We start from the raw sequence: 21554 nt of genomic DNA, 5'->3' as shown, positions 1-21554 counted from the left end.
ACTACTGACAACGTAGGGGGATTTGCAACATGAAAAAATCGCTTATGGCGTCATTGTTCGTTTTTTGTTGTTTGCTGCTCATCGTGCAAACTGCGACAGCAGCAATGAACGTGCGCATCGTTGTTGACCGATTAAACGTACGAACAGGTCCGGGATTGACATTTCCGATGCAAGGAAAAGTAGCGAAAGGAAAGCAATATGCTGTCGTTCAAAAGCGAGGGGAATGGTTGCAAATTCGGCTCGCTTCGAATCGGACAGGTTGGGTGTACGGTAAATATGTGCAAATGCAAAACGAACAGATGGAAAAGAAAAAACAAATACAACAACTTGTTGTATGCCAAGCAGACGGATTACGACTTCGTAAAGGACCAGGAACGACGTATGCGATCATCGGGTATGTCAATCGTAACGAAAAAGGAACGACAACGATGATACAAGGGGATTGGATGTATGTGCGTTGGGATGGAAAAGAAGGTTGGGTGCATCGCTCATACATAGCAAATGTTGAAAAAAACACAGAACAAAACACAGAACAAAACACAGAACAAAACACAGAACAAAATACAGAACAAAATGCAGAACAAAATACAGAACAAAATACAGAACAAAATGCAGAACAAAATACAGAACAAAATGCAGAACAAAATACGTACGTCCAAATGTTATATGACAATACAAATATTCGTTCTGCTGCTTCAACACAGTCCTCTATCATTACTAAAGCAAAACGTGGTGATCAGTTTGCAGTCATTCGAAAAGAAGGACGATGGTACGTCATACAAGTAGATGCACAAACGATCGGTTATGTCGCAGAATGGATCGTTCAAGTAACAAAGAGACCTGCGCCTTCTCAAAAAACGATTGTAGGGAAAACGATTGTTATTGATGCAGGACATGGTGGAAAAGATCACGGAACAACAGGTGTCAACGGGACGATGGAAAAAATGTTAACGTTACAAACGGTATTGTTGTTAGGTGAAAAACTAAAGCAAATGGGTGCGAACGTCATTTTCACACGCGAAGATGATCGCTTTTTATCGCTTAGTGAGCGTGTCTACATAGCGGGGAAACATCAAGCAGATGCGTTTATTAGCATTCATTACGATAGCGCATTAAACCGCACGGCAAGTGGTTTAACGATATATTACTATAAATCAATTGATCGTTCGCTCGCTAATGCGATGTTTGATCCGCTGAGCCGTCTAACAGGCATTCAGCAACGCGGGATTCGAAGTGGTAATTACCATGTGTTGCGTGAAAATAGTCGCCCTTCTGTATTGCTTGAACTTGGCTATTTAAGCAATCCGAATGAAGAGTTGTTTGTTATGTCACAAGACTATCAACAAGCAGCGACAGAGGCGATTTGTAATGGATTGCTTCAGTATTTCGGAAAATAGGGTCATCTTGACAAATGGTTTGTTCGTACGTAATATAAAAAGAAAATTCAACATCTCGCCGATGATGGAGAAAAGTAGTTAAGAGTACACATGGCCAGAGAGGAAATGCCATAGGCTGGAAGCATTTCTCCATGATGACTTAACGAACGAACACTCCGTAGGTTTCTCTTTGAACGCGTCAGTTAGTAGGAGAGAACGCTTTCCGGGCGTTATCGGATGAAAGTGGAAGCATGCGCTTCAACTAGGGTGGCACCACGGGAACTCGTCTCTCGTCCCTAATTTATTAGGGGTGGGAGATTTTTATTTGCATAAAAACTGAAGGAGGGAAATATATGTCGTTTCAAATTCCGCGCGGAACGCAAGACATTTTGCCCGAACAAGCAGCAAAATGGCAATATATTGAACACATTGCGCGCGAACTTTGCCGTCGTTACAATTATCAAGAAATTCGCACCCCCATTTTTGAACATACGGAGCTGTTTTTACGCGGTGTCGGTGATACAACGGATATTGTTCAAAAAGAAATGTACACATTTGAAGATCGTGGCGGTCGAAGTTTAACGCTTCGTCCAGAAGGAACAGCAGCAGTTGTTCGCTCATTTGTTGAAAATAAAATGTATGGCTACCCGAATCAGCCAGTGAAATTGTATTACATGGGGCCGATGTTCCGTTACGAACGTCCGCAAGCAGGTCGTTTTCGTCAGTTCGTCCAATTTGGTGTCGAAGCACTTGGAAGTAACGATCCTGCGATTGATGCTGAAGTCATCGCTTTAGCGATGGACATCTACCATACGCTCGGATTAAAAAAGCTGAAACTTGTCATCAATAGTTTAGGTGATGTTGAAAGTAGAAAAGCGCATCGCCAAGCGCTCATCGATCATTTCCAACCTCGCATTCATGAGTTTTGTGATGATTGCCAAGCGCGGTTACATAAAAATCCAATGCGCATTTTAGACTGTAAAAAAGATCGTGACCACGAACTGATGCGTACTGCTCCATCGATTCTTGATTACTTAAATGAACAGTCGCGCACATATTTTGAAAAAGTACAAATGTATTTACAGAAGCTTGGCATCGCATTTGAAGTCGATTCACGGCTTGTGCGCGGTTTAGACTATTACAATCATACGGCATTTGAAATTATGAGCGAGGCAGAAGGGTTTGGCGCCATTACGACGCTATGTGGCGGTGGGCGTTATAACGGTCTCGTTCAAGAAATTGGCGGACCGGAAACGCCAGGGATCGGATTCGCTTTAAGCATTGAGCGCTTGCTTGCTGCATTAGAGGCCGAGGGCATTTCGTTACCGATTTCAGAAGGAATTGACTGTTATGTTGTAGCTTTAGGAGAACAAGCGAAAGAAGAAGCGGTTGCGCTCGTTGCTGCGCTACGTAAAGAAGGTATTTCGGCAGAAAAAGATTATCAAGATCGAAAAGTGAAAGCACAGCTTAAAGCCGCAGACCGTTTACATGCGACGTATGTTGCAATTTTAGGTGAAGATGAATTGCGAAAAGGTGTCATTAACGTCAAACATATGGCAACGGGAGAACAGCAAGAAGTGCCTCTTGACACATTTATTTCACATATGAAACACGTATTGAAATAGGAGGGGAAAGTATGTTCGGAAGGACGCATTATTGTGGAGAAGTAACAGATATGGCGATCGGTCAAACGGTGCGCTTAAAAGGATGGGTGCAAAAACGTCGCGATCTCGGAGGGCTTATTTTTATCGATTTGCGCGACCGTACAGGCATTGTCCAAATTGTATTTAGCCCAGATGTGTCAAAAGAAGCATTACAAGTAGCGGAAACAATTCGTAGCGAATACGTGTTAGACGTAGAAGGAACGGTCGTTCAACGCGAAGAAGGACAAGTTAATCCGAATTTACCGAATGGAACAATTGAAGTGCATGCGACGCACGTGACGATTTTAAGTCAAGCGAAAACGCCGCCGTTTCCGATTTCAGATAAAACAGATGTATCCGAGGACGTTCGCTTAAAATATCGCTACTTAGATTTGCGTCGCCCGGTGATGTTCCAGACGTTTCAAATGCGCCATCAAGTAACGAAAGCGATTCGCGACTTTTTAGACGAAGAAGGCTTTTTAGAAGTAGAAACGCCAATTTTAACGAAAAGTACGCCAGAAGGGGCGCGCGATTACTTAGTGCCAAGCCGTGTACATCCAGGCGAGTTTTATGCGTTACCACAATCGCCGCAAATTTTTAAACAATTATTAATGGTCGCTGGCTTTGAACGATATTATCAAATCGCTCGTTGTTTCCGCGATGAAGATTTACGTGCTGACCGTCAACCAGAATTTACACAAGTCGATATTGAAACATCGTTTATGAGTCAAGACGATATTTTAGCAATGATCGAGCGAATGATGGCGCGCGTCATGAAAGTCGCAAAAGGAGTCGACATCTCTATTCCGTTCCCGCGCATGTCATACGATGAAGCGATTGCGCGTTACGGTTCGGACAAGCCAGATACGCGTTTTGGACTTGAGCTTGTTGATTTATCCGAGCAAGTGAAAGATTGCGGGTTTAAAGTGTTTGCAAGCGCGGTGCAAAACGGTGGACAAGTGAAGGCGATCAACGTTAAAGGTGCAGCGGATAAATATTCGCGTAAAGATATTGATGCGCTAACGGAATATGCCGCTCGTTATGGAGCCAAAGGGTTAGCTTGGTTGAAAGTTGAAGCAGACGGTTTAAAAGGTCCAATTGCTAAGTTTTTTAACGAAGATGAACAAAAACAAATGATGCAAACACTTGAAGCAGAAGCAGGCGACTTATTGTTGTTTGTAGCTGATAAAAAATCGGTTGTTGCCGATGCGCTTGGTGCATTGCGTTTAAAGTTAGGGAAAGATTTACAGTTGATTGACGAATCAGCGTTTCATTTCTTATGGATTACAGATTGGCCACTATTTGAATACGACGAAGAAGAAGGTCGTTATTATGCAGCGCATCATCCGTTTACGATGCCTGTTCGTGAAGATGTGCCAAAGTTTGAAACAGACCCAGCAAGCATTCGTGCACAAGCGTACGATCTTGTGTTAAATGGATATGAGCTAGGTGGAGGCTCACTCCGTATTTTCGAGCGGGATATACAAGAAAAAATGTTTAAAACGCTCGGTTTTACTGAAGAACAAGCGCGTGAACAGTTTGGCTTTTTGCTAGAAGCGTTTGAATACGGTACGCCTCCACATGGGGGAATTGCGCTTGGATTAGACCGGCTTGTCATGTTGCTTGCGGGGCGTTCGAATTTACGTGATACGATTGCCTTTCCGAAAACTGCAAGCGCGAGTTGCTTGTTAACGGAAGCGCCAAGTGCAGTTAGCGAAGAGCAATTAGAAGAATTACATTTGCGAATTAAAGACGTTCAAAAAGTAGACTAAATTTGTAACGTTGCAAATACGTTCGAAGTGTGATAACATACAATTAACAACAAGTCCTGATGTGTTTGTCGTATCACCTATTGTTTTGACCGAACAATGTGTGATACGGGAGCCCGGGTTTTCAGGTGGCGTACATGCCTCATTTACATAGAGAGGACGTACATAAGCTTGAAACAGGGCACCCACCTGTGAGAGAGCGGGTTCAAAACAAAGGCCATCAGCGACGGCACGATTGGGACTTAGGAAACAAAAATGAATAAAGCCTTGACGTAAAGAACATGCTTTACGTTAAGGCTTTTTTTGTGCCATAATGCATGTATATCCGATTGAAATACTTACATATGGGAGGCAAAACATGCTACATCAATTTTCTCGTAATGAACTCGCAATCGGGAAAGAAGGTTTAAAAAAATTAAGCGAAAGCACAGTGGCCGTTCTTGGCATTGGAGGTGTCGGATCATTTGCGGTTGAGGCACTTGCTCGCTCAGGTGTGGGGCGTCTTATTTTAATCGATAAGGATGATATTGACATTACAAACGTCAATCGTCAAATTCATGCGCTGTTATCAACGGTTGGGCGTCCGAAAGTAGAAGTGATGAAAGAGCGCATCGCAGACATTAATCCAGCATGCGAAGTCATTGCGTTAAAAATGTTTTATACAGAAGAGACGTATGAACAAATTTTTTCGTACGATATTGACTACGTCATTGATGCATCGGATACGATTTCGTATAAAATTCATCTAATGAAACAATGTTTAGAGCGCGATATTCCGATCATCTCGAGCATGGGTGCGGCAAATAAAATGGACCCGACCCGTTTTCGCATCGCTGACATTTCAAAAACACATACGGACCCGATTGCAAAAGTTATTCGCACGAGATTGCGGAAAGAAGGAATTAAAAAAGGCATCACTGTTGTTTTCTCGGATGAAAGTCCAATTGTCATTCGCGAGGACGTGCGAAAAGAAGTAGGAAATGATGAGGCAACCATTCGTAAGGCAAAAATGCCGCCGTCATCGAATGCGTTCGTTCCATCTGTCGCAGGTCTCATTATGGCGGCGCACGTCGTACAACAATTATTAAAAGACCCGTGGTGCTAGATAAAATCGAGTAAGCATAAAAATAGCCCTTGCTTGTGGATCTCCTGAATGAAAGTGCGATCCAACATTCGAAAGGAGAATCCCCATGCAAGAGCACTTTCATTTTACTACAGATCAAGCAAAGATTCAAAAACAATATGCAGCCATTTTCTTTTTTGTTTCTTCTCAGCTGTCACAAATTCCATTCTATCTTCGACGCCGCAATCGTCATTTGGTGAAACAAGAAGATGCGGTGATCATTGCGATTCATCTTTTAGGAAAGCTGCTTGGCTTCTCTTCCGAACGTGCATGGCATCGCTTTGTGACTGGGAACTTGTTTACGGATGGACATTTTCTCGAACGTTCTCGCTACCATCGTCGTTGTCGAGCGCTGCGCTTTGCGATCAAATGGATTCGCCATGAGCTAGCCAAACGTGGTCAACACCGCGCCTATGCGGTCGTAGACAGTATGCCGATCGAGTTGTGCCATGTCGCAAGAATGTACCGTGTCAAACGATTTCAAGGAATCGCGGACATCGAGCTTTGTGCGTCCAAAAAGCAGTGGTACTACGGATTTAAGCTTCATCTTCAAGTGACTGACCAAGGACTGCCGATGGGGTACGTGGTAACGGAGGCGTCCTGTCACGATCGAACCGCAGCGGAAACCGTCATGACTCAAATTCCTCATCCCTTTAATTTAGGGGACAAAGGGTTCATTAGCCGTGACTTGCAAAAAAGGCTGTACGAAGAATACCAAATGGCGCTTTGGACTCCGTCTCGAAAAAACCAGAAACATCGCCCGTCCGAGGCATGGGAGAAGTGGATCCAACAAAAACGCAAAGTGATCGAGACGGTGTTCTCGGTTCTGGTTGACCAATACCGGATCACAGAGATTCGAGCGAATTCCATGATCGGATTTGAAGTAGCGCTCGACGGCATATTGTTAGCCTATTCGCTGGTCACACTAGGGCTAGTTGAGCGCTAGCGCTCAACTAGCACCACGGGTTATAACACATCTTTTAATTGAGTCTGACGAAAGATTTCCTGCAAGTTAAAGAAATCTAACGCTTGCTCCTGCAGAGATTTTCCCAAGGTAAGCCGAGCTTCTTCGTACGTCGAATACTTTAATTTTTGCAGGACTGTTCGGAGAATAATTTCCAACCTTGAAGCCATATCTTCAATGACTGACGGATCCAGCAGAAATATCCCTTCCGTAGCATGCGCAGCATATTCTTCGACATGTTGCTTTGCACAGATCAGCACGACTGTAACTTCTGCATCGTCCCCAAGATTACGATTACGCTTTACCCATTTATCATGAAAACCTGTCTGCCGGATATCTTCAAGCGGTATAGCCCCTCCAGCATTTTCAATGTTCGTTTTTAGCTCAAATACAAGCCAAGTCGAAGCAAGTTGCCACACACTGTCAGGCGTTCCTTTGCCGGTCGGGCGTTCAGTCTGATACCCAAGGAATGTACCGAAATCACGGAATGCCGGTTCATAGTGATCTGCTTCTTTCTGCCGTAGGCCATTCCAAATCCGCTTCCAATCCTTTTCAAACCTCTTGTCACGATCACCATAAGATTCGAGCTTCGCGAGGATCGCGTTGATTTGTAGCTCCAACGGTTCCGGGAATACATTGTTTTCAATGAGCCGCTCATCAAAAACGCGCTTATCGAGCCACAGCTTATAAGGGGCCGCTTGAATGGATTTATTATGATATTCCGTCGCTTTCTTGGCATCTCCCTGTAGAACACCAATACATGCAATGAGATAATTCCACCACGCGCGATAACCCTTAAATTTATCGTTACGACCATACGCTTGTAACACTTTATCCGCATGTTGGTGAGCTTTCTCCCATTCCTCATCCCACAACGCATATAGGTATCCTATCTCATGCTGTACTGCTTCTAAAATAACTGCATTAGCAGAGTTACTTGTGCGGTCCGCGTTTTTGTTATCCGTTTCGGAGATAATATAATCTTCAATTGCTTGCCAGGTTTCGTTTTGCTCGAAAAAATCCTGAAGTGCCTCTTTCCATGAAGCCAAATCTTTGATGTAATCAATCTGGCTAAACCCAAACGTCATTTCGGCATCAATTTCTGCCGGTAGCATCTTGCGGAATTCATCCTTGTATAAATACTCCCCAACACGCCTACCGAGGAAAAGTACAGCAGCATAATCTTGGGTACCCCTCGTGCATCGTCCCAAACCTTGGACGACACGGGTAACGAGCTGGTTTTTTAGAATTTCCGTCGCTTTTAAACGATCCTGAAGGAATTGCTCAGGCAATCCCATGGCAATCGGAAGATCGTAAAATATCTGGAGACGGCAATCCTCATCCTTTAAATCAATCCCCTCATATCTGCCGGCTAAAAGTAGAATTCCTTTGGAAGAGGATGTAAACGGCGTCATATTGTCCTCAACATCTTTAGCAAAGAACAGTTCATATTCCGGAACGACACGCTTTAGAGTCTCCTCCATATCATCTAAGGCAGATTGGGAAGGACAAAGCACAAGAACTCTCGGCTGCATCCGGATCGTTCCAGCAAGAACATTCGGCAGTTCATCTGGCTCAAAATGATCTTCCGGAAACAATATGAGACGTCGCCCAGACACCTTATTGGCTCCGGAATCAAATTTCGAAATCTTATGGATATACGGAACCCCAAATATTCTCTCCAACTCTCCTCCACTACCTATCGTAGCCGTCATGTAAATACGTTCCTGGGCATTGCCAAATGGTTGATGCCGTAAGTTTGGAGGCAATACCGGTCGAATGACGATCGTAGAATGCGAAATATAGATCTGGCAGGCGTGCAGATGTGAACGGATTCGGCTCCATGAATAATACAAATTAGTACCTTCCACTTTCGCATCCAGGAGTTCGCGAATATCATCCTCTTTTGGAAGCCATAGGGCTTGTGGAACGATGTCTACACCGTCAGTAAGGGGGTCGTATGTGCCGTGTATAATTTTATCTTGCACATGTTTGGCCACCGCATCCCCTAATGTGGCAAACAAAGCATCGAAGATCCCTTGATTTCGCTTACGACTGACAGACAAGCTCCAAAATCCGTAGATCGAATATTCCGCGGCGTGGGCGTCGTCAAAAATGATCTGATTCGCATCAGAAAAACTTGAATTAATATTAAAAATATGAGAATACGTTGTCACAGCGATCGCTGCGGATCGGGCATATTTCCCGTAATCTGCAGCATTGAAATGATCGCTTTCCCCGACCAAGACAACTGCATGAATGCCGTATGATTTCAGCAACTCATACGTCTGATGCGCCAATTGACGTGTTGCACAAGCATAGACGACCCGCCAATTTTTTGTAAGCCGGTTAAACTCGCCAATAAGACCGCCAACCAATGTTTTTCCATGACCCGCGGGCATCTCTATCGCAATATCTGAGTGCTCATTTCGGATCGCTTCATATTCCTTAAGGGACTCCCCTTGCTGCAAGGACATCCGTTCGAGCTTGCCAAGGCGATGGAATAAATTAATGATGTCTGCAGGCAGATGCTTGTCCCTTCCCGGAATTTTAAAACTCATTATTCACATCCCCCTTTTATTTCGTTTTTGCACATGTAACATTCCTCATTTTCCATCATTTACCCCAACATAAAATACTATTCTATGCCGTTATTTTCCTGCCTATTTATTAACAACTCTCAAAACTTTTGGCTCTTCACCACAAGTTGTACTTGATCATTTAAGGTAGGTGTGCATAGAGGAAATAGAGGGTACAAAAAATGCGAATTTTCCTGTATGGTAAAGGTGACCAAACCAAACTATGGAGGGAAATTCGCATGTACTCTCAGTTTATCAAAGAACTCATCGATTTACCAGATGTTTTGATTCAAAAGGTGCGAAAAGAAGGGGAACGTTGGATTTTCGAACTTTCTCTACCCGAACAATGCCCGTTATGTCCTGTCTGCTTGAAGCGCACGATCAAAATGACAGACAAAAAGAAGCAATGGATGCATGGCTATGCTCAGCGAATAGGGATTTTTTGGATCGAACTTCCTATCGAGCGCAGACGTTGTAGGTAACTATTCAGCCACATCATAAAGTGAGCTGAATATTTTTTGCTTTTCCTGTCTATGATGTGAATATTGATAGACAAGGAGGTGAATCGCATGTTGACGGTACAACAAGCTGTATTTACAGTTGAGAGCTTAATCAGCAAAGTCCAACAACAAAAGCAGCCCATTACTCACCAACAACAAGTCATTGAGCAACTGTTGAAAGAAAACAAACAGCTACGCAAAGAAAATGAACAACTCAAGTATCGCGTTCAAGAGCTGGAAGCACGCACGAAAAAAAACAGCTCTAATAGCCATTTGCCCCCATCTTCTGACCGTTTTGCCAACACACGTTCTTCTCGTCAACCATCTGGCAACAAGCCAGGCGGACAAGAAGGACATCAAGGAACGACGCTCCGTCAAGTGGAACATCCACATCATCGTGTCGTCCACCGTGTGCATACGTGTCAAGGATGTGGGGCTTCTTTGCGTGAAGTCAAATCGTTCAAAGTCGATATCCGTCAAGTGTTTGATGTCCCTCCTGTGCCGATCGAGGTGACACAACATGAACGTGAAGTGAAATCGTGTCCACATTGCCGATGTGTTCAACAAGCCGAATTCCCATCCCATGTCACGAATCATGTGCAATACGGTCCACGGCTCACGGCGCTCGCTGTTTATTTACATCATATCCAATTGATCCCTTACAAGCGTTTAAGTGATACAATCGAAGCGTTATATCAACACTCGATGAGTACAGGAACCCTTGCCAATATGGTGAAACGAGGACGCGAAGCGCTAGAATCGAATATGGACATCATCGAAGACGCCTTACTTGAATCCAACATCCTGCATGTCGATGAAACAAGTTTGCGCATCAATGGGAAACTCGCATGGGTGCATGTCGCGTGTACATCAAAATACACGTACTTGGCTCCTCACGCTTCTCGTGGAAAAAAAGCGACCGATGATATCGGGATTCTTCCCCGATATGAAGGGACGATGATGCACGATGCGTTCGGTACGTATCCGAAATACACACATGCCACCCATGCCCTTTGTCATGCCCACCATTTGCGTGAGTTAAAAGGATTCATCGAACAGGGGCATACGTGGGCGATGCGCATGACCACGTTTCTGTTAGCCGCCAAGCAAGCCGTCGAAGCCCATCACGGTGCACTTTCCGAAGAAGAAGCGAGACGGTGGGAACGAGTGTATGATCGCATCCTAGAAAGAGCACAACATCGATTGGAAGCGAAGACGCCTCTTCCGAAAAAAGCACTCGCTTTTGTTCGACGCCTTCAAAAACGAAAGGAAGAAGCGCTGCGTTTCTTACGTGAAGTACATGTTCCCTTTGACAACAACCAAGCCGAACGCGATCTTCGCATGGTTAAAGTCAAAGAGAACATTTCGGGTACGTTTCGCGAAGAAACATTCGCCCAGTCTTTTTGTATCACAAGAAGCATCGTTTCCACACTGACGAAACACGAAAAAAACGTGTGGGATTCGTTATGTCTTCTGTTGGCAGGCGAAACGATCGATCGAGTTCTTTCCGCTACCTAGGGCATTTTCTATGACCGAAATGCCCTATTTGTGCTGGGCTTTTTTACATACTACTATCGGGGTGAATAGTTACAATCAAAATAAAGATTCCTTTTCAAAATTTGTGTGTGAAATTTTGTATAGTACACGAGATAAATGGCATTTAGAAATTGAAGAGTTAGAAAATGAAATAAAAGCTAATAGTTAAACCAAAAAAAGAGCACTCCTTCTGGAATGCTCTTTTTCACTCTATCACATAATTTTTTAACCCCACATGCCATCTTGCAATCACGTCAAATGTGCCATTGGCGACCTCATCCTCACCCGTCACATTAACCAAATCACCGTTTTCGGCATCTCCCAAATTCAGTTCCTTGTGGATCTGCTTCAGCAGACCGCCATAACCGATTAACCGCTTATTTGCCAAGGCGTTGTCTAACGCCAAAACGGTTTCCACATTTTCGGCCGTGACCTTATTCCCTTTAATGACGTCCGTATCTTTGACCGGATATTTAGAGACTTCTAAAATCGCATTTTGTTCTTTCATAGCTTTTTTAAATTGAGTTTCATAGCCTTTTAAGTCATCGAGTTTTTCTTTGGGTTTTACTCGTTGTATGTGAACGATAGGCTTATAATCTATCTTCATCGCCTTTTGCCAAAGGCTTGTCCACTCGTCCTGTGTAATATATAAATCCTTTTTCTTAAAGTATGTATGAGGAACCGCCAGTAAAACGTGAAAATGCGGGTGATACGTTCCGAATGATTCACTTTCAGGGTCTCGGTTCTTTGTGACCTCTAAAGCCCTAAAATACCCCTTTACGGACGTTTTAAAGGCCTTTATAGTTTGTTAACCTTTGAAACCCCTTAAACATAGCTTTAATCGTCTCTGGAAGGCTCTCAGCGTCCGTATTGCGAACCGTAAGGGTCAAAAACACCCAACGTACCTTTTCGCGCTCGTTTATCGTCTCTACGATCCTCTTATTGTGGTACGCAATTTTGAGTGACCGCCGCCAATTACACATCGGACACAACCTCACTTTACAGAACCATGCTTGATAAAGTTTTAAGCCCTCTGGCGTGCTTTTGAAAACAAGCGTGTCTGCACATTCATTCATTCTTTCGGCTTTTCGCTCTAAGCCCGCTTTGTCAAAGTGTTCTGCCGTTAATTGCGACCGACGTTTTTTCCCTTGCCAATCGCGCTGTTTGCCCGTCTTTGTCTTATCTACCAATATTTTTGTAGTTGCGTTATCGAACGTTTCAATGGTATGATTTCTGTACATGATAATACAAGAACCCCCTATGGATATTGAGTTTTGAGTTTGGTCACTTTTAACTCTACCATAGGGGTTTTCTTTTATCCACCCTAAAAAATCGGCTTAAAGCCAGTCGTATCAAGGGTTTGAGCCCTTTTTTTAAAACGTAGTTGTTTCTATATAGTATTAAAACGTAGTTGTTTCTATATAGTATCAAGCGAAGCGCGGTAGGATCCCAAGCAGGAAACATGAAAAAAGGACTCTCTCCCTGGTAAGATGATCATTGCCACACTATCAAACAGGAGGAGAGAGTCCCATGAATATTCAACAACATCTTACCACAAATTCGTTGACATGGAAAGAGATCGAACTTGATTTGTTTCGGACCTTGCAAAACGCCTTCGCCGAGCTGTTTACGGCTCTGTTGGAGGACATCGACCGACAATTGGCGGAAACCCGGGACAAGCGCCGGTACCACTTGAAAGACAAACGACGCACCACGATTCAAACCTTGTTTGGCGAAGTCACCTTTGTGCGGAACTACTATTTGGATCGAGAACAAAACCGTTACACATTTTTGCTGGATTCCTTTCTCGCGTTTGATGGATCGCAGTCAATCAGCCCTTGTCTAGAAGAAACGGCGGTGGGATTGGCGGTGGAGTGCTCTTTCTATCGCAAAGCGGCTCGTACGCTTGCCCAGATGGTCGGGTATCCGGTGATGAGCCATGAGGCGATCCGCCAGTTGGTGCTCGAAGCTGAAGCTCCGCTGCACTGCCCGGTTGACCAGCGATATGGACGGGTGCTGTTTGTGGAGGCCGATGGACTGTTTGTTTCCCGCCAAGGGAAGGGAAAACGGGCCAAGGAAGACAAAATCCTGACCGTTCACGAAGGGTGGAAGCGCAACGGCTCACGGATCGAATTTGTCAATCAGCGCCATTACGTCCATGAGGGCAAGAGGGAGGTGTGGGAAGGCTTCGAGGAATTTTTGATGAACGAATATGCCTATGATCCGTGTCGGGATCTTCTTGTCATCAACGGGGACGGCGCTCCATGGATTACCGCGTGCCGGGAGTATTTCAAGGGACGGGTCTGCTTTCAATTGGATCGATTCCACGTGGCGCGTGAGTTGCGCCAATGCCTCTCGGGCCATCCACGGTGGCAGGCGATTCGGCAAAAGCTGGCGAAGCAGGATGAAGAGGGGTTGCTTGTGGAACTGAACAGCGCCCTCGGCACGCTGGGGGACGAAGCGAAAGAACAACAGCTGGCTGCCTTGATCCACCGGATCGAATCGATGCCGGGATGCATCCGTGATTACCGGGAATGGCTGAGGGAGCAAGGAGTGGACACAACGGGCATGTATCCGATGGGGAGGGCTGAAAGCGTGATGAGCCAGTTGGTGTATCGGGTGAAATACCGCCGCAGTTGGACAGACAAGGGACTCAGGGCGTTTTTCAAGGCAATGATTGCCCGGGTGGATGGGATTCGTCTTTTCGGACGTCGTTTAGGAGAAGAATCGTCGCAGCCGGCGGAGGAAACGGCGTCGACGGCATCCACCAAACAGACGATCGTGAACAAGGCGAAACAACGCGTCCGCCGTCTTTGGCCGGAGATCACGCGGAATAACGTGCCATATTTACAGCAATCGTCCGGGACACCGATCTATCATGCCCTGTCTGAACTCAGGGTATGGTAAAAAAAGGTATACATATCGATCTGTCATGGCAAGGGATGAGAGTTCGAAAGCGCTTACGGATGGAATTCAAAAAAATGGTTCGCTAACCTATGACTTACATCTGTTTTCAGCGAATCAAAAAAGTTCCCACAAAGTCTTGACTGACTCCGACTAAATTTGTGACGTTGCAAAACGATCGAAAGTGTGTTAACATACAAATAACACGAAGTCCTGATGTGTTTGTCGTATCACCTATTGTTTTGACCGAACAATGTGTGATACGGGAGCCCGGGTTTTCAGGTGGCGTACATGCCTCATTTACATAGAGAGGACGTACATAAGCTTGAAACAGGGCACCCACCTGTGAGAGAGCGGGTTCAAAACAAAGGCCATCAGCGACGGCACGATTGGGACTTAGGAAACAAAAATGAATAAAGCCTTGACGTAAAGAACATGCTTTACGTTAAGGCTTTTTTTGTGCCATAATGCATGTATATCCGATTGAAATACTTACATATGGGAGGCAAAACATGCTACATCAATTTTCTCGTAATGAACTCGCAATCGGGAAAGAAGGTTTAAAAAAATTAAGCGAAAGCACAGTGGCCGTTCTTGGCATTGGAGGTGTCGGATCATTTGCGGTTGAGGCGCTTGCTCGTTCAGGGGTTGGACGTCTCATTTTAATCGATAAAGACGATATTGACATTACAAATGTGAACAGACAAATTCATGCGCTATTATCTACTGTCGGTCGTCCGAAAGTAGAAGTGATGAAAGAGCGCATCGCAGACATTAATCCAGCATGCGAAGTCATTGCGTTAAAAATGTTTTATACAGAAGAGACGTATGAACAAATTTTTTCGTACGATATTGACTACGTCATTGATGCATCGGATACGATTTCGTATAAAATTCATCTAATGAAACAATGTTTAGAGCGCGATATTCCGATCATCTCGAGCATGGGTGCGGCAAATAAAATGGATCCGACCCGTTTTCGCATCGCTGACATTTCAAAAACACATACGGACCCGATTGCAAAAGTTATTCGCACGAGATTGCGGAAAGAAGGAATTAAAAAAGGCATCACTGTTGTTTTCTCGGATGAAAGTCCAATTGTCATTCGCGAAGACGTGCGAAAAGAAGTAGGAAATGATGAGGCAACCATTCGTAAGGCAAAAATGCCGCCGTCATCGAATGCGTTCGTTCCATCTGTCGCAGGTCTCATTATGGCGGCGCACGTCGTACAACAATTATTAAAAGATATTCCAATTCAACGTGTTGATCAACAATAAGCGCAAGGGAGGGCCTTTGCGCTTTTTATTTTCTATTTTAGTGCACATCGGAAGTTGCAAAATGAGAAAAATTGCACTATAGTCGTGTTATGACTATATAGTCGTAAAAAACGACCAATTGGTCATACTATAAAAAAGAAGGGAAGAGGAGCATGTTAACAAGGTTTAGTTTAAAAAATGCGGTCGCTGTATTTATCATTTCATTTTTACTCATATTAGGTGGACTATATTCGTTTTCTTCTTTAAAAGTAGACTTGTTGCCAAACATTGAATTTCCGCAGCTGTCTGTTGAAGTCATCTACCCAGGTGCTTCACCAGAAGATATGAATGAGCAAGTAACAACAAAATTGGAAGAAAAGTTGAAAGCCATTGAAGGAGTAAAAAAACTCCAAAGTACATCGTTTGAAAGTATCGCAATCATTAACCTCGAATTTCCATTTAATACAGACATGGAAGAAGTCGAGCGGCAAGTTGAGTCGCTAATAAAAGAAGCGAATTTGCCGGAAAATGTGCAGACGAAAGTGAATCGCTTCTCGTTTGGTACGTTCCCGATTTATAACATTTCGCTGTTTGCTAAAGGGGATACGAACATCCAGCAATTTCTAGATGATACGATCGTTCCTGAGTTGAAAAAAATTAACGGTGTCAATTCCATTTCGGTTGGCGGGATGGAAGAAAACTTGATTCAAATTACAGTCGATAAACAAAAAGCATTGCAATATGGGTTGAGCTTAACGCAAATTAAAGAACAAATTAATGAAAAGTTTTTAGCTTTCCCGGCTGGTAACGTACAGACAGAGACATTACAAATTCCGATTCGTGTTCAACAAAAAATCGAAACGATCAAACAGCTTGAAAATTTGCCATTGTCATCTCCGATTATGAATGCATCACAAGGCGCGCCAGCAAGCGCTCAACAAGCGCCAGCTATGATTACATTAAAAGATGTGGCTACAATTCAACCTGTAACAGACCAAGGAGAAATTACGCGCTACAACTTACAACCATCTTTATCGATGGCGATTACGAAAAAGCAAGATGCGAACACGGTTGAAGTAGCGGACAAAGTGATAAACGTACTTGACAAATATAAAGACAAAATAGACTATGCAATAGGATTTGATTCTGCTGAAGGAATTAAAAAGTCTGTCGAAACGCTCGTGCGTGAAGGATTGCTTGGGGCATTGTTTGCCTCCATTGCGGTGCTCGTCTTTTTACGAAACGTGCGTGCCACAATCATTGCCATTGTTTCCATTCCACTTTCGTTATTAGTCGCATCTATTTTCTTACAGCGGATGGATATTTCTTTAAACATTATGACGTTAGGTGGAATGGCCGTTGCGGTCGGGCGAGTAGTTGACGACAGCATCGTTGTCATCGAAAACATTTTCCGTCGCGTGCGTAAGTCAAACACCGGGATGACAGATGAACTTGTCGAAGACTCGACGAAAGAAATTTTAAAGGCAATTACATCGTCTACTATCACGACCGTCGTTGTCTTTTTACCGCTCGGCCTCGTTGGTGGCGTGACAGGCGAGTTTTTCTTGCCATTTGCGCTAACGATTGTGTTTTCGCTTTTAATGTCGCTCGTTGTGGCCATTACGATCGTTCCAATTTTAGCGAAGTTTTCGTTTAAAAAAGTGCCGCCAGAAGAAAAAGAAGGTGCGTTGCAACGAGCTTACGGTAAAGCGATTGAATGGGCGCTGAATCATAAACAAACTGTATTATTATCATCGATTTTATTGCTAATCGGCTCATTTGCGATTGTGCCAAAACTAGGTTTTACGTTTATTCCAAACGAAGAACAAAAAACGCTCATTGCCGCTATTGAGCTTCCTTCTTTAACAACGTTAGAAAAGACGAACGATGTATCGTTGAAAATGGAGAAAATGTTTGACGAAAAGAAAGAAATTAAAGAAGTGACGGCAGGGATTGGTACGCGCGATTTTCGGAGCGGTTTAAAACGAAAAAATCAAGCCAACTATTTTATTACGTTAGAAGAGAATGTAAACGTTTCTCGGTTTATAAAAGAACTCGAAAAAGAAATGGAAAACATTGCACAAGAGGAAGTTAACGGGGCGAAAGTAGGCGTCCAAGAATTGCAATCTGGTGGACCGCCGTCAAACAATGACGTAAATATTGATTTATATTCGACAAACTTAACGGCGTTACAACAAGCGGCAAAAGATGTAGAAGCATACTTAAAAAAGCGTAACGATTTAAAATATGTGACAAATAACTTTGCCGACCAACAAAAGCAAGTCATTGTGGACATTGATCCACAAAAAGCGGCACATTACGGTGTTTCTGGATTCCAAGTTCTTGGTACGATTGCCGATCAAACAGGCCCTGTTCAAGTCGGTACGTTAATGCTAGATGGTGAAGAGCGGACGGTGCAATTGTCGTATAGCGAACAAATGACATCAATTGAACAGCTAGAAAATACGCTTATTTTCACAAAATTTGGACCTGTACCGGTGAAACAATTGGCAGAAGTAAAAGAAGTCGATACGTTTACGTCTATTCAAAAACTTGATGGAAAAGTGTTTGCTCGCATATCTGCCCAAATTGTTGGTGATAACATTCAACAAGTGACGCAAGATGTTATCAATGGTGTGAAAAAAGATGTGGATTTACCAAAAGACGTTTCGTTTGAAGGTGGCGGTGGAAGCGATGAAACGGTAGAAACGTTCCAACAGCTTGGTTTAGCGATGGTTGTAGCGATTGGGCTTGTGTATATTACGATGCTCATTACGTTTGGAAAAGCGCGTATTCCGTTTATTATTTTATCATCGCTTGTGTTCGTTCCAATCGGTTCGTTGCTCGGCTTATTTATTGCGAATGAACCGATGTCCGTGAGCGTCATGATCGGTTTGCTCATGCTCATTGGAATTGTGACAACGAATGCGATCGTTCTCGTTGACCGCATCGGGCAAAATCGTGAGCAAAAGGGAATGACGATCCGTCAAGCGCTTATTGAAGCAGGTAAAACGCGGTTACGCCCGATTTTAATGACAGCATTTGCGACGGTGGCCGCACTCATTCCGCTTGCGTTGACAAAGTCATCGGGAACGCTCATTTCTAAAGGGTTAGCGATTACGGTCATCGGTGGATTGACGTCATCAACGTTATTGACGTTAATTCTCGTTCCTGTTGTATACGAACTATTTTTCTTCCGACAAGCGAAAAAAGAACGACAAGCATAATTGGAGACAGGCTGGCTGAAATTCGGTCAGCCTGTTGTGTTATAATAAAACGAGAAACGAACAGTAAGGATGGAGCCTCATGAGCAGAAAAGAGCAAATTATTGAAGTGGCGATGAAACTATTTGCTGAAAAAGGATATCATGCGACAACGATGCAAGAAATTGCTGAACATAGTCAGTTAGCTAAAGGATCATTATACAACTACTTTAAATCAAAAGAGGAAATTGTTTTATCGATTTTTCAATATCATTACGATCAGTTGTTTCAGCAATTCGCTCGCATTGCGTCAGACCGTTCATTAACGGCGCGCGAAAAATTTTTAAAACAGCTTTCTTTACAAATTGAAGCGTTTGAACAGCATAAAGAAATTGTACAAATGCATATGGGCGATCATGCACAAAAAGTTAGTGAAGACGTTCACGCGCTTGTTTTGCGCATTCGTTCCCATTTATTTGACTGGTACGTTCAATCACTTATCGATGTATACGGGGAACGTATTCGTCCGTATGTGCTTGATTGTGCCATCATGTTAAATGGCATGTTAAAAGAATATTTATTTTTTGTTCTGTTTGAACAAAAGTCGTTTCCTTTTCAACGATTAGCTCCTTTTTTAATCGAGCGGCTTGATGCGCTTGTCGACAGTTTACAGCATGACATGCCATTGCTAAGCCACGATGTCCAAGCAGAAAAAACACGTGCCCTTGCGCTTATTGAGGAGATGATGGAAGAAGCAGGCGATCATCATATTATGGAGCTACTCAAACAGTTAAAAACAGAAATACAACAGGATGACCTGAGAAAAGCGATTGTTGATGCGTTTCTTTTATATTTACAACAAAGTCATATGCGCCAATTTGTTCCTGCCTTACGTGCAGCGTTAGCATTGTGAGGTGAGAAAAAGATGTTGTTTGCTCAAGAGCCGCTTGCTTATCGTATGCGCCCGCGTACGATTGATGAAGTCATCGGACAAGACGATGTGATCGGTTCACATACAGCGCTATATCGAATGATTAAAAATGGTTATGTGCCATCGTTATTGCTTTACGGACCGCCTGGTGTCGGGAAAACATCGCTTGCTTATGCGATCGCTGGAACGGTACAACGTCCGTTTTATACGCTCAATGCGACGACGGCAGGAAAAAAAGAAATGGAAGAAATAGTGACGGATGCTCGCTTTGAAGGCAACGTTATTTTATTTATTGATGAAATTCATCGTTTCACAAAAGCGCAACAAGATTATTTATTACCACATGTCGAAAGTGGTTTGATTACTCTCATTGGTGCGACGACAGAAAATCCATTTCATTCGATTAATCCGGCTGTTCGCAGTCGCTTAGGACAAATAAAACAGTTGCAGCCATTAACAAAAGAGAAGACGCTCGCATTATTGCACCGCGCTTTAGCCGATCGTGAACGAGGATTAGGCGATTGGCATATTGACATTAGCGATGAGGCACTTTCGATCATTGCTGAAGGGGCAAACGGAGATGCTCGAGCGGCATTGACGATTTTAGAGGAAGTCGTATATGCAACGAAACAAAGGGATCAATATGCTGTTGTGGATGTGCAAGCTGTTTTGTCTTGTGTAGAAAACAAGTCGCTAACGTATGATAAACAAGGAGATACGTATTATTCTTTACTTTCCGCTTTTCAAAAAAGTATTCGCGGCAGTGACGTAGATGCTTCGCTTCACTATTTAGCAAGGCTTCTTGAAGGTGGCGATCTTACCGCTGTTTGTCGTCGTCTTGCCGTTATTGCTTATGAAGATATTGGATTAGCCAATCCACTAATCGGTGTGAAGGTGATGAGCGCGATCGAAGCCGCAGAGCGTCTCGGTATGCCAGAAGCACGCATTCCGCTTTCAGTCGTGACGATTGACATGTGTTTATCACCGAAATCAAATAGTGCATATAAAGCGATCGATCAAGCGCTCATAGATGTGCGAAACGGAAAAGGACAATCGATTCCGCTTCATTTGCAAGATGCTCACTATGCGGGGGCAAAACATCTTGGACGCGGAATAGGGTATAAATATCCACACGATTATCCATACGGTTGGGTGGCACAACAATACTTACCTGACGATTTAATCGGAGTGCAATATTATCAACCGAAACAAAACGGCGAAGAAAAGCAACTCGCTTCCGTTTATGAGCGGCTAAGCGAACGAAAAAAGCAGTAACGTTCCTTTGTTTCGTATTTTTATGTTATAATGGCTTGTGTTTCTTTTGACAGTGAATGAGGGGATGATTCGTTTGAAAATATCTACAAAAGGTCGATACGGTTTAACGATTATGATTGAGTTGGCGAAACGATATGGAGAGGGACCGATTTCATTAAAATCGATCGCTCAAACGAATAATTTGTCGGAGCATTATTTAGAACAACTCATTTCCCCATTGCGAAACGCTGGTTTAGTGAAAAGCGTTCGCGGAGCGTATGGCGGTTACATTTTAGCAGATGAACCATCAAAAATTACTGCGGGCGATGTTATTCGTGTGTTGGAAGGACCGCTTCAAGTCGTTGAAGAACTAGAAGATGAAGAACCAGCGAAACGTGAATTATGGATGCGCGTTCGCGATGCGGTAAAAGAAGTATTAGATAGCACGACGCTTGAAGACTTATTAAATCATACCGACGACCACGGTGATGCATATATGTTTTATATCTAGGAAAG

13 protein-coding genes, 2 other RNA genes, 2 pseudogenes and 1 other annotated feature are annotated in these 21554 nt (G+C 43.6%); of the genes and pseudogenes, 15 read left to right on the top strand and 2 right to left on the bottom strand.

Features of this window, described 5'->3' with window-relative positions:
- Nucleotides 1-29: 29 nt before the first annotated feature.
- The 6 genes from NST18_RS10280 (at nucleotide 30) to NST18_RS10255 (ending at nucleotide 6857) form a co-directional block, all read left to right on the top strand.
- Complete coding sequence (locus NST18_RS10280) at nucleotides 30-1397, top strand: N-acetylmuramoyl-L-alanine amidase (RefSeq protein ID WP_192950900.1); 1368 nt, start codon at nucleotides 30-32, stop codon at nucleotides 1395-1397.
- Between the two features lie 52 nt (nucleotides 1398-1449).
- Nucleotides 1450-1677: a binding site (T-box leader), on the top strand.
- A gap of 52 nt (nucleotides 1678-1729) precedes the next feature.
- Nucleotides 1730-3001: a histidine--tRNA ligase gene (hisS, locus tag NST18_RS10275; RefSeq protein WP_004889292.1), complete on the top strand. Its 1272-nt coding sequence runs from the start codon at nucleotides 1730-1732 to the stop codon at nucleotides 2999-3001.
- Nucleotides 3002-3012: 11 nt separating this feature from the next.
- Nucleotides 3013-4791: an aspartate--tRNA ligase gene (aspS, locus tag NST18_RS10270; RefSeq protein WP_004889295.1), complete on the top strand. Its 1779-nt coding sequence runs from the start codon at nucleotides 3013-3015 to the stop codon at nucleotides 4789-4791.
- A 50-nt stretch (nucleotides 4792-4841) separates the two neighbouring features.
- Nucleotides 4842-5034, top strand: a non-coding RNA gene (gene ssrS, locus NST18_RS10265) — 6S RNA.
- Nucleotides 5035-5146: 112 nt separating this feature from the next.
- Entirely contained in the window at nucleotides 5147-5893 is a 747-nt protein-coding gene (locus NST18_RS10260; RefSeq protein WP_340720663.1) for a tRNA threonylcarbamoyladenosine dehydratase, read from the top strand.
- 85 nt (nucleotides 5894-5978) lie between these two features.
- Nucleotides 5979-6857 carry an IS982 family transposase gene (locus NST18_RS10255; protein WP_192952536.1) on the top strand — a complete coding sequence of 293 codons (879 nt, stop codon included), beginning with the start codon at nucleotides 5979-5981 and terminating at the stop codon, nucleotides 6855-6857.
- Between the two features lie 20 nt (nucleotides 6858-6877).
- On the opposite strand, the gene NST18_RS10250 is transcribed toward NST18_RS10255, so the two are convergent.
- Nucleotides 6878-9436: a helicase C-terminal domain-containing protein gene (locus tag NST18_RS10250; protein WP_340721407.1), complete on the bottom strand. Its 2559-nt coding sequence runs from the start codon at nucleotides 9434-9436 to the stop codon at nucleotides 6878-6880.
- Between the two features lie 257 nt (nucleotides 9437-9693).
- Here NST18_RS10250 and NST18_RS10245 point away from each other — a divergent pair.
- Nucleotides 9694-9930 (top strand): annotated as a pseudogene (locus NST18_RS10245) (ISL3 family transposase); the annotation flags it as partial.
- A 93-nt stretch (nucleotides 9931-10023) separates the two neighbouring features.
- Nucleotides 10024-11472, top strand: a complete 1449-nt coding sequence (gene tnpC / locus NST18_RS10240) for an IS66 family transposase (RefSeq protein WP_192952534.1) — start codon at nucleotides 10024-10026, stop codon at nucleotides 11470-11472.
- A 223-nt stretch (nucleotides 11473-11695) separates the two neighbouring features.
- Here tnpC and NST18_RS10235 read toward each other — a convergent pair.
- Nucleotides 11696-12731, bottom strand: a pseudogene (locus NST18_RS10235) (protein rep).
- A gap of 289 nt (nucleotides 12732-13020) precedes the next feature.
- On the opposite strand from NST18_RS10235, the gene NST18_RS10230 reads away from it, so the two are divergent.
- The 7 genes from NST18_RS10230 to cymR all read left to right on the top strand — a co-directional run bounded on the left by NST18_RS10230 (nucleotide 13021) and on the right by cymR (nucleotide 21549).
- Nucleotides 13021-14397 (top strand): ISLre2 family transposase, encoded by a 1377-nt coding sequence (locus tag NST18_RS10230; protein WP_192952533.1) that lies wholly within the window; start codon nucleotides 13021-13023, stop codon nucleotides 14395-14397.
- A gap of 204 nt (nucleotides 14398-14601) precedes the next feature.
- Nucleotides 14602-14794: non-coding RNA, 6S RNA (gene ssrS / locus NST18_RS10225), on the top strand.
- Between the two features lie 112 nt (nucleotides 14795-14906).
- Nucleotides 14907-15671, top strand: coding sequence for a tRNA threonylcarbamoyladenosine dehydratase (locus tag NST18_RS10220; protein WP_064214432.1), 765 nt, complete (start codon nucleotides 14907-14909; stop codon nucleotides 15669-15671).
- 152 nt (nucleotides 15672-15823) lie between these two features.
- Nucleotides 15824-18877 (top strand): efflux RND transporter permease subunit, encoded by a 3054-nt coding sequence (locus tag NST18_RS10215; protein ID WP_064214431.1) that lies wholly within the window; start codon nucleotides 15824-15826, stop codon nucleotides 18875-18877.
- A 79-nt stretch (nucleotides 18878-18956) separates the two neighbouring features.
- Nucleotides 18957-19766 carry a TetR/AcrR family transcriptional regulator gene (locus tag NST18_RS10210; RefSeq protein WP_004889300.1) on the top strand — a complete coding sequence of 270 codons (810 nt, stop codon included), beginning with the start codon at nucleotides 18957-18959 and terminating at the stop codon, nucleotides 19764-19766.
- 12 nt (nucleotides 19767-19778) lie between these two features.
- Complete coding sequence (locus NST18_RS10205) at nucleotides 19779-21059, top strand: replication-associated recombination protein A (RefSeq protein ID WP_004889301.1); 1281 nt, start codon at nucleotides 19779-19781, stop codon at nucleotides 21057-21059.
- A 73-nt stretch (nucleotides 21060-21132) separates the two neighbouring features.
- Nucleotides 21133-21549: a cysteine metabolism transcriptional regulator CymR gene (cymR, locus tag NST18_RS10200; protein WP_004889303.1), complete on the top strand. Its 417-nt coding sequence runs from the start codon at nucleotides 21133-21135 to the stop codon at nucleotides 21547-21549.
- Nucleotides 21550-21554: the final 5 nt, after the last annotated feature.

The organism is Anoxybacillus sp. FSL W8-0104 (genome assembly GCF_038004465.1).
GTDB classification, from domain to species: Bacteria; Bacillota; Bacilli; order Bacillales; family Anoxybacillaceae; genus Anoxybacillus; species Anoxybacillus flavithermus_G.
This window is presented reverse-complemented; position numbering and strand designations above follow the sequence as displayed.

Bases quoted from the DNA above. Each gene is read 5' to 3' on its own strand.
- NST18_RS10280 (WP_192950900.1), top strand. From the start codon at position 30: ATGAAAAAATCGCTTATGGCGTCATTGTTCGTTTTTTGTTGTTTGCTG.
- hisS (WP_004889292.1), top strand. From the start codon at position 1,730: ATGTCGTTTCAAATTCCGCGCGGAACGCAAGACATTTTGCCCGAACAA.
- aspS (WP_004889295.1), top strand. From the start codon at position 3,013: ATGTTCGGAAGGACGCATTATTGTGGAGAAGTAACAGATATGGCGATC.
- NST18_RS10260 (WP_340720663.1), top strand. From the start codon at position 5,147: ATGCTACATCAATTTTCTCGTAATGAACTCGCAATCGGGAAAGAAGGT.
- NST18_RS10255 (WP_192952536.1), top strand. From the start codon at position 5,979: ATGCAAGAGCACTTTCATTTTACTACAGATCAAGCAAAGATTCAAAAA.
- NST18_RS10250 (WP_340721407.1), bottom strand. From the start codon at position 9,436: ATGAGTTTTAAAATTCCGGGAAGGGACAAGCATCTGCCTGCAGACATC.
- tnpC (WP_192952534.1), top strand. From the start codon at position 10,024: ATGTTGACGGTACAACAAGCTGTATTTACAGTTGAGAGCTTAATCAGC.
- NST18_RS10230 (WP_192952533.1), top strand. From the start codon at position 13,021: ATGAATATTCAACAACATCTTACCACAAATTCGTTGACATGGAAAGAG.
- NST18_RS10220 (WP_064214432.1), top strand. From the start codon at position 14,907: ATGCTACATCAATTTTCTCGTAATGAACTCGCAATCGGGAAAGAAGGT.
- NST18_RS10215 (WP_064214431.1), top strand. From the start codon at position 15,824: ATGTTAACAAGGTTTAGTTTAAAAAATGCGGTCGCTGTATTTATCATT.
- NST18_RS10210 (WP_004889300.1), top strand. From the start codon at position 18,957: ATGAGCAGAAAAGAGCAAATTATTGAAGTGGCGATGAAACTATTTGCT.
- NST18_RS10205 (WP_004889301.1), top strand. From the start codon at position 19,779: ATGTTGTTTGCTCAAGAGCCGCTTGCTTATCGTATGCGCCCGCGTACG.